The organism is Streptomyces sp. NPDC088147 (genome assembly GCF_044741565.1).
Lineage (GTDB): Bacteria > Actinomycetota > Actinomycetes > Streptomycetales > Streptomycetaceae > Streptomyces.
Genome location: NZ_JBIUSY010000002.1, coordinates 521,735 through 538,464, shown reverse-complemented (window position 1 = coordinate 538,464; position 16,730 = coordinate 521,735). Strand labels below are relative to the sequence as shown.

11 protein-coding genes and 3 tRNA genes are annotated in these 16,730 nt (G+C 68.8%); 6 read left to right on the top strand and 8 right to left on the bottom strand.

All coding sequences use genetic code 11. The annotated features are described in order from the left end of the window. The first annotated feature begins 275 nt into the window (after positions 1-275). Together ACIOGX_RS07625 and ACIOGX_RS07620 are read left to right on the top strand one after the other, a co-directional pair. A complete protein-coding gene (locus ACIOGX_RS07625; RefSeq protein WP_401911111.1) occupies positions 276-1,418 on the top strand; it encodes a serine hydrolase domain-containing protein in 1,143 nt (380 codons plus the stop codon). Positions 1,419-1,942: 524 nt separating this feature from the next. Then, positions 1,943-4,363 carry a DUF1963 domain-containing protein gene (locus ACIOGX_RS07620; RefSeq protein WP_401911109.1) on the top strand — a complete coding sequence of 807 codons (2,421 nt, stop codon included), beginning with the start codon at positions 1,943-1,945 and terminating at the stop codon, positions 4,361-4,363. Between the two features lie 253 nt (positions 4,364-4,616). Here ACIOGX_RS07620 and ACIOGX_RS07615 read toward each other — a convergent pair whose 3' ends face one another. Together ACIOGX_RS07615 and ACIOGX_RS07610 are read right to left on the bottom strand one after the other, a co-directional pair. After that, positions 4,617-5,141, bottom strand: a complete 525-nt coding sequence (locus tag ACIOGX_RS07615) for a hypothetical protein (RefSeq protein WP_401911106.1) — start codon at positions 5,139-5,141, stop codon at positions 4,617-4,619. Positions 5,142-5,207: 66 nt separating this feature from the next. Continuing rightward, positions 5,208-6,209, bottom strand: coding sequence for an IS630 family transposase (locus ACIOGX_RS07610; protein ID WP_401912009.1), 1,002 nt, complete (start codon positions 6,207-6,209; stop codon positions 5,208-5,210). 402 nt (positions 6,210-6,611) lie between these two features. On the opposite strand from ACIOGX_RS07610, the gene ACIOGX_RS07605 reads away from it, so the two are divergent. Together ACIOGX_RS07605 and ACIOGX_RS07600 are read left to right on the top strand one after the other, a co-directional pair. Further along, complete coding sequence (locus tag ACIOGX_RS07605) at positions 6,612-7,661, top strand: rod shape-determining protein (protein WP_356506651.1); 1,050 nt, start codon at positions 6,612-6,614, stop codon at positions 7,659-7,661. Between the two features lie 46 nt (positions 7,662-7,707). Further along, on the top strand, positions 7,708-9,363 hold the full coding sequence (locus ACIOGX_RS07600) for a GAF domain-containing protein (protein WP_401911103.1): 1,656 nt from the start codon (positions 7,708-7,710) through the stop codon (positions 9,361-9,363). 39 nt (positions 9,364-9,402) lie between these two features. On the opposite strand, the gene ACIOGX_RS07595 is transcribed toward ACIOGX_RS07600, so the two are convergent. Then, positions 9,403-10,242, bottom strand: coding sequence for a hypothetical protein (locus ACIOGX_RS07595; protein ID WP_356506645.1), 840 nt, complete (start codon positions 10,240-10,242; stop codon positions 9,403-9,405). Positions 10,243-10,439: 197 nt separating this feature from the next. Here ACIOGX_RS07595 and ACIOGX_RS07590 point away from each other — a divergent pair, with 197 nt between their 5' ends. After that, positions 10,440-11,699 (top strand): macro domain-containing protein, encoded by a 1,260-nt coding sequence (locus tag ACIOGX_RS07590; protein WP_401911099.1) that lies wholly within the window; start codon positions 10,440-10,442, stop codon positions 11,697-11,699. A 210-nt stretch (positions 11,700-11,909) separates the two neighbouring features. On the opposite strand, the gene ACIOGX_RS07585 is transcribed toward ACIOGX_RS07590, so the two are convergent. The 5 genes from ACIOGX_RS07585 to ACIOGX_RS07565 form a co-directional block, all read right to left on the bottom strand. After that, positions 11,910-12,734 (bottom strand): SAM-dependent methyltransferase, encoded by an 825-nt coding sequence (locus ACIOGX_RS07585; RefSeq protein ID WP_401911096.1) that lies wholly within the window; start codon positions 12,732-12,734, stop codon positions 11,910-11,912. A 98-nt stretch (positions 12,735-12,832) separates the two neighbouring features. Then, a complete protein-coding gene (locus ACIOGX_RS07580; RefSeq protein ID WP_401911093.1) occupies positions 12,833-13,768 on the bottom strand; it encodes a nitroreductase/quinone reductase family protein in 936 nt (311 codons plus the stop codon). A 1,944-nt stretch (positions 13,769-15,712) separates the two neighbouring features. Beyond that, a tRNA-Ile gene (locus ACIOGX_RS07575) sits at positions 15,713-15,786 on the bottom strand. Positions 15,787-16,032: 246 nt separating this feature from the next. After that, a tRNA-Asn gene (locus ACIOGX_RS07570) sits at positions 16,033-16,105 on the bottom strand. A gap of 5 nt (positions 16,106-16,110) precedes the next feature. Next, positions 16,111-16,183, bottom strand: a tRNA-Asn gene (locus ACIOGX_RS07565). Between the two features lie 220 nt (positions 16,184-16,403). Here ACIOGX_RS07565 and ACIOGX_RS07560 point away from each other — a divergent pair. Then, the gene (locus tag ACIOGX_RS07560; protein WP_356506637.1) at positions 16,404-16,703 is read left to right on the top strand and encodes a YtxH domain-containing protein; all 300 of its coding nucleotides are present in this window, start codon (positions 16,404-16,406) and stop codon (positions 16,701-16,703) included. Positions 16,704-16,730: the final 27 nt, after the last annotated feature.

Sequence of the window (16,730 nt, the reverse complement as noted above, 5' to 3'; positions counted from 1 at the left end):
ACTCGGTGGCCGCCGCGAGCAATTCCGGGCGGCGGTGCTGGAAGCGCAGTGTCCGTCCGTCGACTGCTGGAGGGGGCATGCGTACATCCTCTCGCTGTGAAAGTAAGCGTACCATCCGTTTTGCATAACCGATTGGTACTGCTACTTTGGAGGCTCCGCACTCCTGCGATCTATGCCAATCCGCCTGGAGACCCCACGGTGGGTGTCCCGGCGGTCCGTATCTACCGGAGGCCCGATCCCTGGTTGGGATCACCCTCCGCGGATGGGCGACGACGATGAACGAGGCTCCCTCGACGCTCGGCGACCTCGGTCTGTTCACCGGGGTCCCGCAGCACCAGCACTTCTGCCACATGGCGGAACTCATGCGCACCCGCGCCATGACGGCCGCCGGCCGGCAGTACGCCTGGCCCGTGAAAGGGTCCGACCCCCTTCCCCCGACCTTCGATTTCGGCGGATCCCGCCGTTCGACCGAGGAGTTCCTGGCCGTCACGGACACCGCGGCCCTGCTCGTGCTCACCGACGGAAGCATCCGTCACGAGCACTACGCGCTCACCGGCGGCCCGGACGTGCCCTGGCTGTCGATGTCCGTCGCGAAGAGCTTCGTTTCCGCCCTGGTCGGCATAGCACACGCTGAGGGAAGAATTCCCTCCCTCGACGCGGCCGTCAGCGACTTCGTGCCCGTACGGCCCGGATCCGCCTACGACGGAGTGGCCGTGCGCCACGTCTTGCAGATGTCGTCCGGCGCTCGGTGGAGCGAGGACTACAGCGATCCCGAGTCCGAGGTCTTCCGGCTGGCGCAGGCGACGCAACAGGGCGGCTCGATCCACGACTTCGTGGCTTCCATGACGCGGGAGTTCACACCCGGCACGGTCTGCCGCTACAACTCGGCCGACACGCAGGTGCTGGGCGAGCTGGTGGTCCGGGCAACCGGGCGGACTCTCGCGGACTACATGCAGGAGAAACTGTGCGAACCGCTCGGCATGACCTCCCCCGGGCAGTGGTTACTGGACGACAGCGACACCGAACTGGCCTTCAACGGACTGAATCTCACCGCCCGCGACTACGCGAGGCTCGGTGAGCTGTACCGCAACGGCGGCGTCTGGCAGGGCTGTCGCGTACTCCCGCAGGAGTGGGTGCGCGACTCCGTGACGGTCGCCGCCCCCCATCTCGCACCAGGACGCGTCGAGGGTCCCGGCCCTCTGGGCTACGGCTATCAGTGGTGGATCCCTGAGGGCGACCGGGGCGAGTTCAGCGCCATCGGCGTCTACAACCAGTACGTCTACGTCGACCCGCCCAGTGCCACGACGATCGTCAAGCTCTCGGCGAACCGGGCTTTCGGCACCTCGGCCCAGGAGAGCACCAACCACGACATGGAGACGCTCGCCCTGCTCAGGGCCATCGCACGCCAGAACGGTTGACCCGGACAACACACACGCGCCCCGCGCTACGGACAGTGCTATCCGTAGTTGTATCTCAGCCCAGGCCCAACACCTCCCCGACGGCAGATCTCCCATGTCCGTTTCTCCGAAGCCCCTCGGGTGCGATGGGCTACCAGTTGGTTGATGCGTACGGGCCGCGTCGGCCGTCTTTTGCCAGGCACCGGTCACTCCGGTTCAGTATCGATGGATGGGGGCCCGGAGCACCCTGCCCGAACAGCTCGGCTCTTCGGGAAACTGCGGGCCAGGCACGGCCGTTCTGGTGCCTGTGCCGGCGGGCTCGGCGCCGGGTGGCAGGGAGCGTGCGCACTGTGGTGTGGGTGCTTCGGGTGCCCTGGGTGCGTGCTCCTGCCCGTCGGCTGACTACGCGTCATCGGGCGGATCATGTGAAGCCAGGCACAGTATATGAGCCCTCTCCCAGGGCTCATTCTTTGGTTACTCCTGATCACTGCGGCGAGCGGGAAAGGCTGCCGACACCGCAGGTTGCGCGTGTGATTGAATGAAGTATGGAACGCAACAACATTTACAGTGCTGCCGCCAATTTGCCGGATGTATCCGAGTTGAAGGACCGGGCTCGGATCCTCGCCACCCTTGACATGATCACCACCGGTCTTGACTGTTATGAGGACACGGCTCGCTACAAATTTCTGCGGTCGGGCTGCCCGGGAAACGGTGGCCACGTCCTGAGGACCATGGATTACGGCGACCCCTGGGTGGAGGTGCACTTTCACGAGAGTGTTGGAACCATCGTGTTTGGCTGGGGCAGTGAGGCGCAACCTGACCCAGATCAGTACCCTGAAATTGAAGAGATCCGGGAAGAGGCCATCGCGCAGATCCCAGAGGGCCTGCGCCACTGCCTTTGGCATGGCGAATCAGAAACTCATGGACCCGGACTCTGTTCGGGGATTCCCGAGGATCAACCGTCTGTGGTGGCATGGCGGCTGCCGGAGGACACGGAGTGGCAGATCTTCGATTCCACCTTCCCGGAGCATCTAGACATTGACGATCACGATTTCGTAAAAGAGATGCTGGAAGATCTGACAGATTTCTCGGCCGAGAGTCTTTCGTATAAATCCCCTGAGGAATCGCAGGAGACTTCCCCCGAAAAGGTGGCGGCGATCGAGCACATCATGGCCGGGCGGCCGCTGACCGAGGACATCGTGCGAACGCTCGATCCCGAGTGTTCCCTGGCGGAGACAGCCGAAGCCGTCGCCGCCATCGGCACCGTCGAGGACCGCCGCATTCACTGCCTGTGGACGATCGACGATGCCGTGGCCGCTGTGCCCCCGGAGGCCCGCGAGGACTGGCTCAGCCGGCTACGGCCAGCAGCCCGCTTCCGCCCGCGGCAGGACAATGACGGACCGGCGGTGTGGCGGACGGGCGGGTTTCCCGAGCTGCCGGACGACGTGCCGTGGCCCGTGTGGCAGGGATACGGCGAGTTGACCCACCTCGCCACGCTCGACTGCGCGTTGCTGCCCCGGGAACTGGATATCGACCTTCCCGAGGACGGCACGCTGGTCTTCTTCATCTACACCGGGGACGATGGGTGGATTCCTGGCCAGCTTCCGCAGCAGTACCCGTCCGGCCCTGAAGGGGTGGATCCGCGAGGCGGATACAAAGTGATCTATTTCCCTGCCTCTACAGCCGTCAGCCAACGCCGCCCCACGTGCGCACCCGACCTTCCTGACAACGGATTGGATTCCACCGTCCTTCCAGCCCAAGAGATGGTCTTGAACGCCGTGGTGCCAACCTGGCCGCACGACGATGAGGTACTCCGTTCCTTCAAGGGCCTGGATTGTCTCTGCAACATCCTTTATGAACTCAATCATCAGCTCGGCAATTTTGGCCGCCAGATCGGCGGCCACCCCACATGGACGCAGGCCCCTCAATTTCCCGATGAAACGAAAGGTGCGCAGTACGCCGAGATCGAGACACAGGACTGGCAGCTCCTCGCCACCTTCCCCTGCGGTGAAGGCGGCGCACTGTACTGGCTGATTCACCGTGACGACCTGGCCAGACGACGTTTCGACAAAGTCGTGGTGCGTGCGGGTCGGCCATTGTCAGGGGTGCCTGCAAATAGGCAGTACCTGACGAACGGCTTCGAGAAGAGCCCATACCAGCCTGTCCTGGACGTCCTGGGTCCGGAGATGGGCGAGCACTGGCTGTCCAGGACCCGGCCCGCCTTTACCTTCACCGCCGGGGAGGGTGACGGGCCCGTCATCGGGCAGATCCACGGACGGCCCTCCCTGCCCGCGGACATGCCCTGGCTCGAGCGGGAGGGGTACGGGCCGATGACCCATCTGGCCACCATCGACCTCGCGGCGCTCCCTCAGGGAGTACTCGACTTCGACCTGCCCGAGGACGGCACCTTGCTCTTTTTCCGCTGGTCGCTTAATGATGCGGTCATTTACGAGGCCTCGAACGAAAGCGATGATGAAGAGACTTACTTCATCTCTGGCCGCAGCACGGACGCCGGGGCGGGGTGCAGGGTGGTGTACATTCCCGGCTCGACCGGGACCGCGCCCCGCCCCACCCCGCAAGCCGAGGTGGGTCACCACGAAGACTCCCGGTCGCTGCGTCTGTGCGGCAGCTTCGAAAGTTACCTGAGCTGGGATGTCACTGAAGCCGAATATCCGCTGCCCTCGCGGGATCTTGAAATCAGCCTGGCCCAGGCATTCGACGATATACACCAAGGTCCGGTAAATCAGATCGGCGGTCACCAGAATCCCGTACAGGGCATGTCGGTGGAAAACACCGCCCTCGGCGACCTGCGCGGCCCCCGCGCACCTCAACCTGGCGAAGACGTCATGATCATGCTCGCCGCCATCTACGACGACCACGACGACACCCACACCTACTGGTATATCCGGCCGGATGACCTGAAGCAGCACCGCTTCGACGACATCCACTACGATCACCAGCGCTGACCCATCGGCACGACGCACCGATGCCTTGAGCGCAGGCCACAGGCCATAAAAGTTGCCAGGCGTCGAGCTGGCTCTGGAGCTCGCGTGCTTGGTCGCGTCCTTGGCCACCTGTGCACGCAGGGGCTGGTGGTGTCGTCGCGGGCGCAGTCACCGGCGGGTTTTCGATCGGGTGGGGGCGTGGGCGTTCCATCCGGGCCCTTTGGGACGCCATGGTCCGCAGGACTTCACCGGCGTCATCGGCCGCGCCGATGGTTCAGATTTCGGTTTCACCGCGGACCAGCCACAGCCCGCCAGCTGGCCGCCGATCCAGCGCGGCTGCGTCTCGTCGATTCGGTCGATGGGGGACACCGAGGCCCGTGCTGACGGCCACGACCCCGCGCACGGGCGATGTCTGGTCCGCAGGGGGCGCAGTGCGCGGGCGTAGCCTCGCCGCACCGCGCTGGTCGTCGCCGTCCCTTCGGTTGCCGACGATGCGGTCGGCGACCGTGAGGGTGTGCTGGGCGGCGCATCCCTGGCCGGCCAGGTCGTCGTGCGGCTCCTGGCCGGCAACGGTGAGGGCGTACAGGACCACGTGCAGCGGCCCGCCGGGGCGCTGTTGGGCGGTCCAGTTGAGCTCGGCCCGTTGCCGGGCCAGCGGGCGATGCGGCCTGGGATCCCCCGGCGGGTAGCAGTACGCATCGGAATTGTCCGACTGTGCGGCGGATGATGCTGCCTGTGCGTCGAACGGCGGCTGTTGGTGCACGGTGGATATCGACGTCGCGATCGACGCGGCACGCACGGCCTTCGAGACCCCAGACGGGTGGGCGTCTTGGACACCCAGCCGCCGGGTGCCGAGTACTGTTGATCAGAAACTCATGGGGTTCTCGTCCAGGACGTAGCGGACGTGCGGGCCGCCGAAGTAGCCGCGGACGATGTGCGGCTGACGCTGGCGTCTGCGGAAGAAGCGGCGGGTCTCGGCGGCGAGTTCGGCCTGATCGCGAGCCCGGTGCTGCTTGGGCAGGCTGTGCTTGAGGTCCGCGTTGACCAACTCGTCGGGGTTCAGCTCGGGCGAGTACAGGGGCAGGAAGTGCAGTTCGATGTCGTCGGAATGGGCGGCGAGCCAGTCGCGGACCTTCTTGGAGCGGCGGGCGGAGTGCCCGTCGACCACGAGGTGGACCTTGTGGTCGAAGTGGCCGGCGAGCCGGTCCAGGAAGCGGCACATCACCTCGGCGGTGAAGCTCTCGGCGAAGACCATGAAGTGCATCCGGCCCTTGGTGCTGATCGCCGACATCGCGTTCACCGAGAACCGGTTCCCGCTCCGCCGCACCACAGGTGTCTTACCCTTCTCACCCCAGGTACGGCCGGTGACCTGGTCCGAGCGGATGCCGACCTGATCGGCGAAGAGGATCTCCCCAGCGTCGGCCTTCGCCTTCGCGCGGATCTCCGGCCAGGTCTCCTGATGCCAGCGCCGGACAGCATCCGGGTCCTGCTCAACGGCCCGCTTGTCCGGACGCTGGAAGGACAGCCCCCACCGCTTCAGGTACTTGCCCACCCCCACCTCGGTCAGCCGCACCCGGTACAGCTTCGCGATCAGCTCGCCCACCGACCGCCGCGTCCACAGCTGACCGGAAAGCCCCACGTCACAGGGCCGGTGATCGAGTACCGCCCGCCGCACCGCGGCCTGCTCGGCCTCCCCGAGCACCTGGTGCACCCCGACCGGCTTGCCACGCGGACGCATGACCAGCGCCTCCCGCCCGCCGGCCCGCCACTTCGCCCACCACGTGTCGACCGCCTTCAGCGACACCCCGAACACCGCCGCCACGTCCTCGCGATCCCGTCCCGTCACCAGCGCGGCCACCGCCCGCAGCCGCAGGGCTTCCCGCGCCGACGGCGACAGATGCCGCGCGTCCCCCACCAGATCGCTCACACCCGCGGGGGGTGCCCCCTTCTTGGGGTTTTTCCCGGGGGTTTCCGACAGTGTTGGCGGGTTTTCTGGGTTCAGGTTTCCCTCTAGGTGCTGTCCGGTCGGCCCGCGAGGACCGGCCGGACAGGACCTGGACGAGCACGTCCCGCCCGGCCCGATCGGCCACGACAGATGTGCGGGCCGCCCGACCCGTACGGCAGATCCCCGCCACGCTTCCTGGCGCGCCGTCAAATCCGGACGCCCGTCTGGCGCAGCCCAGCGCGCGGGGCGTGCCCCGGCGCCGCACTATGCGAACAGGGCCGGCGGCCGCCGGTGATCCACTCAGCGCTCTCGGGAGAACCTGCCGTGACCGTCAGTCTTGAGCAGTTGCGACGTTGCCATATCGCCGTCGACCTGGGGGCCGCCCGGACCCGGGTCTTTGTGAAGGGAGCCGGGCTCGTCGTCGATGAGCCGAGCGCCGCCGCCCTCAATACCCGTACCGGCGCGCTCATCGCCGTCGGCGCCCTCGCCGAACAGATGACCGGCCGTACCCCCGACTACATCCGCGTCGCCCGCCCCATCAGCGGCGGCACCGTCATCGACATCGAGATGGCGCAGCGCATGCTGCGGCATCTGCTGGGCGACAAGCTCCGCCGCCAGTTGCGCCGCAAGCCCTGGCTGCGTGCCGCCGCGTCCACCCCGCACGACAGCGATCCGCTCGCCCAGCGCGCCGCCGTCGAGACCCTGGTCGGGCTCGGCGCGCGCCGGGTGGAGCTGGTGGACACGCTGATCGCCGCGGCCGTCGGCTGCGGACTGCCCGTGGAACAGCCCACCGCCACCATGATCATGGTGTGCGGCGCGGCGACCACGCAGGTCGCGGTGTTGTCGCTCGGCTCGATCGTCACGGCCGTACGGATCCCGGTCGGCGGCAACGCCATCGACCACGCGGTGATCCAGCACCTGCGCCACCAGCATGAGCTGATGCTGCCCAGCCAGTCCGTACGCCCGCTGCAACTGGCTCTCAGCAACAACGGGCTCACCGAGGGCGGCCCCACCAAGACGGAGATCCACGGCCGGGACGTGGCGACCGGAGTGGCGCGTTCGGTGATGGTGGACACCGCCGCCGTGCGGGAAGCCATCTACACCCCGCTGACCGCCGTCCTCGACGGCATCGGCAAGGTGCTGCGCGAGTGCCCGCCCGATCTGGTGGCCGATCTCGGGGACCGGGGGATCATGATGGTCGGCGGCAGCGCGCTGCTTCCGGGGCTCGACCAGATGCTGCGTGACGCGACGGGCATGCCGGTCGCCATCGCGGAGCGCCCCGACATCTGCGCCGTGCTCGGACTCGGGGCGATGCTGGAGGGCAAGATCCAGCCGATGGTCCTGAACCCGATGGCCGACGCCGACGCCCACTGAAAGCGCGGCGGGGCCGGTACGACGGTGACGACGGCGCGACGGGGCGATGAGCGAAGAGAGCCACGACGGCGAGGGCCACGGCGACCGTGAAGGCCGCGGCGAGGACAAGAGCCGAGGCGACGAGAGCCGCGGCGAGGACGAGAGCCGCGGCGACGACGGCACGACGACGCCCCGGCTGCCCACGCTGCTGGAGGCGGTGCTCGGAATCGGCACCGACCTCGAACTGCGCGCCACGCTCCAGCACATCGTCGACACCGCCGCCGAACTCATCGGCGCGCGGTACGGCGCGCTCGGAGTCCTCGACCCCGAGCGCGGCGGACTCACGGAGCTGTTCACGGCGGGACTGAGCGACGCCGACCGGCGGCGCATCGGACGCCTCCCGGACGGAGACACCGGCATTCTCGGGCTCCTCATCAAGGACCCGAGGCCACTGCGGCTGCACGATCTGACGGCCGACCCCCGGTCCGCCGGGGTGCCGCCCGGCCACCCCCCGATGCGTTCCTTCCTCGGTGTGCCGCTCCAGCTGGACAGCACGGTCCTCGGCAATCTCTATCTGACGGAGAAGCGGACCGGCTCCTTCACCGAACAGGACCAGAACCAGCTGCGCGTCCTGGCCTCGCAGGCGGCGCTCGCCATCGGCAACGCCAGGCTCTACGGGACGGCCCGGCAGCGCGAACGCTGGATCGAGGGGGCGGCGGCCGTCACCACCGCGCTGCTGACCGGTGAGAACGCCTCCGACGCGCTGGTCACGGTGGCCGAGTCGGCCCGGGTGCTCGCCGACGCGTACGCGGGCGTGGTGCTCCAGCCGACCGAGGAGGGCGGGATGGAGATCGTCGCCGCGTCCACGGTCGGCGACCCGGCCGGCATCGTCGGCACCACCATCGAGCCCGGCTCCCCCGTACTCGTCCAACTCCTCGGCGGGGAACCGGTGTTCATCGAGGACTCGTCGACCGATCCCCGGATGACCACGCATGTGCGGGCACGCTTCGGGCCGAGCATGATGCTGCCGCTGGAGAGCGGCGGCAAGCTGATCGGCACCCTCGCGCTGCCGCGCAGGCGCGGTGGCCGTCCGTACCGCGCGGTGGACCGGCTGCTGGCCACCCAGTTCGCCTCGCAGGCCGCGCTCGCGCTGGTGCTCGCGGACTCGCAGCACGACCGGGAGCAGCTGGCCGTCTTCGAGGACCGCGACCGGATCGCCCGCGATCTGCACGATCTGGTCGTCCAGCGGCTCTTCGCCACCGAGATGATGCTGGAGTCGACCCGGCGGCGCGCGGCCTCCACGGATCTGGACGAGCTGCTCGGCCGGGCCGTGGACGAGCTGGACTCCACGATCCAGGAGGTCAGGACCACGATCTTCGCGCTCCAGCAGCCCCCTGCCGACGGTCCGGCGAGCGTGCGCGGGATGGTGCTGCGGGAGACGGGCGGCGCGGGGGCCGTGCTCGGTATCCGGCCGTCGGTGCGCTTCACCGGACCGGTGGACACGCTCGTGGGCGAACCGGCGGGCCGGCACCTGCTGGCCGAACTGCGCGGCGCGCTCGCCGCCGCGCACCGGCGCGGCGGCGTGACGGCGATCGGGGTGGAGGTCGACGCCATGGCGCGGCTGGCCGACGGACGGACCGGGGTGCGGCTGGTCGTCACGGACGACGCTCCGCGCGAGGACGGCGGCCGGGGGACGACGATGACCTGGGAGGCACCCCGCTGAGCCGCCCCGGGGATCCGGCCGGCCCGGATCAGCCGCCGGTCAGGCGCTCGCGGAGGAGCGCAGCATGTCCCGCAGCGAGCCCGTCAGCCGCGTGCCGAAGGCCTCCCGGGTCGCGTCGGCCACCGAGTCCAGGGACAGATACGGGTTGAGGTCCTCCAGCTCGACGAGCAGCAGCTCCCCGTCCGGGGCGCGGCAGGCGTCCACGCGCTGGATCCCGTGTTCCAGCCCGTTCCACTCGATGAACCGCCGCGCGAACGCCAGATCCGCGGGCCCGGCCTCGTACGGCGTGAGCGCCCAGCGCCGCTCGGGGTCCGGCGCGTACAGCGCGTACTGGAAGTCGTGGTCGATGAAGTAGAACGAGACCTCGTAGCGGAAGGGTATCCGCGGCTGTACCAGCACCTCGCCGAAGGAGACGTCCGCGAGCCGGTCCTCGCCGACGAACTCCATGCCGATCGAGTCCGCGCCCGCCTTCGGCTTGACGACATACGTTCCGGCGCCCGGCAGCCGCCCGAGGTCCTCGGCGCGGTCCACGGTCGGAATGACCGGATACCCGGCCGCGCTCAGCTCCACCAGATACTGCTTGCCCGCCATGTCGGCCCGCCCGGTCAGCGGGTTGTAGACCCGGACGCCGGCCGCCCGCGCCCGGTCGCGGAAGGCGTCGTACTGCTCCTGGTAGTGCAGTACGGGTCCGCTGTTGCGCACCACGACCGCGTCGAAGGACCCCATCAGCCGCGCGGCGTCGAGGGGATGGCTCAGCGCCACGGCGAAGTCCCGCCGCAGCCGGGACGACAGCTGTATGTCCTCGTCGCAGTATCTGCGTCCCCTGGCCTCGTAGGCGAGGTCGGTGACATAGAGGACGCGGGGTGTGGTGACGGGCACGGACACGGTGCTCCCTGGCTGGTCGGATCCGGGTCGGATGCTGGTCGGTATCGGTCCGGGGCCGCCCATACACCTGTGCGGTGCCCACGAGGTGGGCATCATACGAGTGTCCCGTTCGCGCCGTCTCCGGAGCGCCCGCGGGCTCTTCGCGGTGTGCCGCTTGTGGGCACGGGCCGCCCGGTGCGATCGTTGCGGCCATGCCGCTCACGCCAGTCCCGGACCATGCCTCAATTCTCGAGGAGATAAAGACAGTTCGGCGCGGCGGGATCGTACGGCTGCGCCGGCTGGAGGTGCCGTCACTGGCCCGGATCGCGTTCGCGCTCGCCCCCGCGGAGGACGGCCCGGCCGCGGTCCCCGCCCAGTCCCAGTCGCAGTCGGTGGAGTGGCTGCTGCGGCTGGCGGTGTCACGGCTCGGCGGCGGCACTCTCCAGGAGGCCGCCGAATACACCCTGGGTCTGACACCGGGCACCCGTGACTGGCCGGGCGCCGACCGCAGACGGCGCGCGGCCGAGCTGTACGGGGTGAGCATCGAGCGCTTCCGCAAGGAGCAGGAGGCGGTGGTGCTCGACCAGGTCGCCGAGCAGGTGGGCGGACTGGCGCGGGCGGCGCTCGCCGAGCGGCATCCCTCGGCCGGACGGGATCCGGCGACCGGCGGCCCGGCGGCCGATGACGATCCGGCGGTGACCGCCCGTACGCACCGCCTCCTCACCGTCCCGGCACACGGCAGGACCGTGCCGGTCACGCTCCATGTCCATCCGGTGGACCTGCTGCGGGACGTGGATGTGGTGGTGTCCCCGGTCAACACGTATCTGGCGCTGCCCGAGGCGTACAAGTCCTCCGTGGCGGCCTCCCTGCGCCGGGCCGGCGCGCTGCGCGGGCTGACGGGCGAGATGCTCGGCGACCCGATCCACGAGGAACTGCGCGAGTGGGCCGCCGCCCGGGGCACCTCGGGCCGTCCGGTGCTGCCCGGCACGGTGGCCGTCACCGGCTCGGGCGCCCTCGCCGGCCAGGGCGTGCGCCGCGTCTACCACGCGGCCGTCGCCGTCCCCCGGGCCGGGACCAACGACTACGACGTCCTGCCCGCCGATGTCACCCGCGCCGTGGCCCACGCCCTGGAGCTGCTCGCGGAGGAGCACGGGCGGTTCGATCCCCCGCTGCGGTCCGTGTGCTTCCCGCTGCTCGGCTCCGGCCGGGGCGGGCTGCCGTACGAGGAGAGCGTCCGCGCGGTGTGGGCGGCCGTCGACGCGGAGCTGGCGCGCGGCGCGCGCTGGGACATCCATCTGGTCGTACGGGGACTGGCCCCGGCCGGTCTCGTGGTCCGCATGCTGACGGAGTACGCGGGCGGAAGCGTGGACGGAACGGCCGGCGACGCGGACGGCGTGGAGGGCGTGGACCACGGCGCGAGCCGGAGCGGGGGCGGAAGCCGGGGCGCGGGGAGACGTCACCCCCTGCCGTGATCCGCCCCGTTCACGCCCTGTTGCTGCCCAGCCCGTCTGGTGAACTGGGCAGCAAGGCCGCTCAGAGACGCTCGGCGTGCGGCGGACGGATGGCACGGGGGTGCGACAGGAGTCCGCCGCGGCCCGTCGGGGGACCACCGCGGGCCCTCTGAGCGGCCCGTTCCCTGCCTTCGGTTACCGGATCCGCCGATCCTCGGGCCGTCGGCGGCCCTACGGCTTACGGCCCACGCCGCCGTACGCGTCGACCGCGGGCTCGGAGCCGTCCGGCCCGTCCGGTTCCGGACGCCACCGCGTGACCTGGACGATCCCGGGCTCCATCAGTTCCAGCCCTTCGAAGAAGCGCACCACGTCGTCGACAGCGCGCACGTGGTACGGGACGGCCCCGCTGGCGTTGTACGCCTCCGACGCCGCGATCATGCCCTCGCTCGTGGCGGTGCTGTCGCTGATCACCAGGTAACTGCCGGACGCCAGGCCCGCCATGAGACGGGACACGAGCGAACGGGCCACGTCGTGGTCGGCGACATGGCCGAGCGTGTTGAGGATGATCAGCACGACCGGCCGGGAGAGATCCAGCGTTCCGGCGGCGGCTTCGAGGATCGACTCGGGATCGAACAGATCGGCGTCGAGATAGTCGGTCCTGCCCTCGGGTGTGCTGGTGAGCAAGGCGCGGGCATGGGCCAGCACCAGCGGATCGTTGTCGACATAGACGATGCGCGCGTCCGGCGCCACGCGCTGGGCGACCTCATGTGTGTTGTCGGCGGTCGGCAGACCGGTGCCGATGTCCAGGAACTGACGGATCCCCCGCTCCGCCGCCAGCTCCCGGACCGCCCGCCCCAGGAAGTGGCGGCTCGTCAGGGCCACGTCGACGAGGCCGGGGAAGATCTCCTTGATCTGGTCCCCGACCTCCCGGTCGACCTCGTAGTGGTCTTTGCCGCCGACAAAGTAGTTCCAGAACCGCGCGGAGTGCGGCTTGCCGGTGTCGATCCGCGCCCGGATCGCTTCGGTGGACTCGGGGTCGGGTTCACGATCGGACACGGAAGCGCCTCCTTGGGACGGTCGGGAACTCACGCCATGGGCCGAGCCTCCAACCTACGGGAGCGGGCGCGGGGGAGAAACGCTCTGCCGACCCTCCGTCAGCTCGCCCCGCCCCCGGCCGGTTCGGGCACCGGCGGGCCCGGCGGCCACGGGATCTCGCTCAGGACGGGGAGCAGTTCCTCCTCCTCGTAGTCGAGATGCGCCACCAGTTCCGCCGACAGCCGGGCCAGCTCGGCACGGAAGCGTTCGGGGTCGGCGGTGGTGATGTCGGCAAGCAGCGCGAGCAGGGCGTCCTTGATACGCGCGAGCGTACGGTGCTCCTCGCCGAGCCGGTCGATGGCCTCACGCAGATGCGGGTGATGGTTCGCCAGCGCGGGGAAGGCGTGTGCGTCCTCGCTGGTGTGGTGGAACGTCAGGAACTGGCAGAACGCCAGACAGTGCTGCCTGATCTGGAGACCGATGCCCGGCGCCGGCGGTTCACCGGAGCCTCCGTCCGCCGCTCGCGCGGCGAAGTGCGCGTCGGTCTCGGTCTGTATGTGGCGCAGTTGCGCGCGCAGCCAGCCATGGACCTGCACCAGCTTGTCGGCGAGATTGCCGATCTCGGCCGGCCCCTCCGCCGCCTCGGCCCCCGAGGGTTCGAGCACCACGACGGGCAGGATCCTGGTGGTTCCGGACTGGTAGTCGGCGTATCCGGGTGCCACGGCCACGACCCGCTCGAACAACTGGTCGCGCCGCGTCCCCTCGGCGGGGACGGCGATCAGTTCGAGCGTCTCGGTGCCGATCTCCACCCGTACCTGGGGATGGGCCAGCACATTGTGGTACCAGGCGGGATGACGCGGAGCGCCTCCCGCGGATCCGACGATCAGCAGCAGGTCACCGTCGCGGACAAAACCGAGCGGAACGGTGTGCTGCGCCCCCGACTTGGCGCCGGTGGTGGTGAGCAGGAGGAGATCGCCGCCCTCGAAGGGGCCGCCGACCTTCCCTTCGTTGGCCCGGAACTCGTCGATGATCGCCTGGTTGAAGGATGCGGGCATACGGTGTCGTCTCTCCGGAGAAGTGTGCGGTCCGCGGTGAACGCGGTGATGGTGGATGACCGTGATGTGCGCGCTGATACGGCGCACGGCGCGCGGTGACCGCACGCGGACCCTCGTCCGGAGAAGAACATCGATGTCGTACGGCGGTGCCCGGCACCGCGAAGGACAAGGGACGACGCGCGGAAGCGCTGCGTCGGATGCGTCAGGCGCGGAGTGCTGAGTAAGAACTCATGGCATCGTCCCTCGGTGAAGGTGCCTCCATGGCGATCGGCCCGCCCACTGCTCTTCGGCCGGTACCACGCGACACGCGGACCATTACAGCCACGGGTCACAGGATCTGTCAACGCGTCCCGGCCGCCTGACGGTCCCTATCCGGTCCTCTGACCACTCCGCCGCCCACACGGCGAAAGCCCCCTGCCCTCCCGGAGGAGGAGCAGGGGGCCATCGGTTTTCACCGGCTCTCCGGCCGTCGAATCGCCGGAGGCACTTGCTCGCACCGCGAAATCAGGCGGCGGCACATGAAGCGCGCGGCGCGCCGTCCCGTTATTTACGGATGGTTCGAACAGGTGGGGAGATTCGGTTTGGGGGAGACTTTCGAGTCGGAAATGTAGACCGCCCCGGCGCCTACGTAGTCTTGCCCATTGAGGTGGTACCACCTACTGCGTTCGGCACCGCTTCCCGTACGGTACTGGCAGTCGATCCGCGCGGTCCGCTCCCCGGTGCCCTGGTAATGCGGCCCCCAGACCTCGCCCCATTCATTTTCCCCGCCCCTGAAGAGCAGAGCGTCGCCCTCAACGATCCTGACCTTCGAAACCGCCTTGGTTCCCGGGGCGTCGGACGTCGAGTTGACCGCCGTCGCGGAGGTTGCCGCCACGATCCCAACGCCGGCAATCGAGAGTGCTGCGAGTGCCGCTACAGCCTTCGCTCTAATGGACATGCTTTCCTCTTTCTTGAGTGCGGGTAGAGGAGCAGGAGAAGCTCCTTCACCTTTATGACACTCACGTCGCGAGGGTGGCTAGAGCAATGTAATTCTGTCACCCGTACGGGTCGGCGGCACAGAAAAATAGGGCGCTCACGCATCCCGATAACACCGGCGCACGCCGGGCTGGAATATTACAATTGGCGACACTCAGCCAAATCGACGACTTCGAGAATTCCACGATTCAATGACCGGCGAGAAAACACGGAAGTGGACGACATGGTAAAACGATAATTCAATTCAAGGCGGCGATCTGCTTTCCGCCCTCCGCCTGTGACCGCTCTCGTAGGCACACGAAAGCGCCTTCGCCCTTCCACGGGAGAGCGGCGGTGCGGTCGCCGACCGGACGGGTCAACTCCGTTGACGACGGGCACAGTTCGTCCGCCGGGCCGAGGACGGCGGACAGTACGGCGGACAGTGAGGCCCTCATGGCGCCCGGACCGGGAACGGGGCAGGTCCTGCCTGAGTACCCGTACGGGATCTGGACGAGCGTCAGGAACGGCTCGGGCGGAGGCTGCCACGGCGGCGGACGGGCAAGGTATTCGTACAGGAGGACGGGTCCCGGCCCCACCCTGAGAAGGCGTCATCCCGTCATCCCGTCAGCTCGTCCGCGAGGCGGTGTCCTGCCGCCGATCGGCGTCCGGAATCTGCGCCATGTGGCTGCAACCTTGATCCATGCGGGTGGAGGTGGCCTCCATACGATCAAGGAAACGCCGCGACACGGAACTATTGAGCTAGCGTCCGACACGTACACCAGACTTTTGCCCCAGGCCGACAAGCCGACAAGGAGGAGCGGGGAATGCCGAAGCCGTCGTCCCACGCGCCCGCCGTGCCCGGCCCTCCGGCACGCCCGCTCGCGCACCGCTCACGCACGACCCTGTAAACGACTGAGCGCCCCATGTGGTCCAGACCACGTGGGGCGCTCGGATGCCAGGTGGGAACGATTCATCAAACAGGTGTCCCTGTGGGGCGGGTGGGACTCGAACCCACGGCCGACGGATTATGAGTCCGCTGCTCTAACCGGCTGAGCTACCGCCCCTAACGGCGCGTCGCGCACATTTGTGCGCGCCGTCTGCCGCAGCATAGCCGCTCATACGATCTCCTGCCTCGGATGGTCGGCATCCTCTGACCATGAGGACTTCGCCATGCGCCGCTCGGTTCCATGAACCGCGGACCAGATCCGTTCGAGGTACCCAAAAGGGGCGCGAGGCCCAGTTGGCGGAGCCTCGGGGAGTGATCATGAACACACGAAAGAGGGCCCCGAGGGGCCCTCTTCGTACTACCGCTCCCCCGGCTGGACTCGAACCAGCAACCCTCCGGTTAACAGCCGAATGCTCTGCCAATTGAGCTACAGGGGATCGCGCTCCCCCGACTGGACTCGAACCAGTAACCTGCCGGTTAACAGCCGGCTGCTCTGCCAATTGAGCTACAGGGGATTGCTGCGTCTGCACCGAACGTACCCACCCCGGTCCTCCCGGGCGGCGCGCGTTCGCTGCGACACATACATTAGCGCAAGCAGGGGGGTGCTCTGCCAATCGGTATCGCCCCGGGGTACGCCGGGTGATCCCGCGCCCCCACGGGGTAGGCGGAGAGCACAGAACGACGGTCCGACGCTGACGCTGGGGACTGCGACGCCGAGAGGGAAGGGTGGCAGCCATGCGGTACCGCCTCACATTCATCGCGGGACTGGCTTGCGGGTACGTCCTGGGGACCCGCGCCGGCCGTGAGCGCTACGAGCAGCTCAAGAAGTCGGCCCGCCAGGTGTCGCAGAATCCGGCGGTGCGCAACGCGGCCGAGTCCGCCGCGCAGACCGGCCGCGAGTTCGCCGGCAAGGCGTACCACTCGGTGAACGGCGTGGTCGGCGACAAGCTGCCGGACTCCGTCGCCCAGCGCGTCCGCTCCCTGCGCGAGCGGAGCCAGAACGGCCAGGACGACTGGGGTACGAGCAATACCTGACCCGGATCCGGACACCCGGACGTCCCG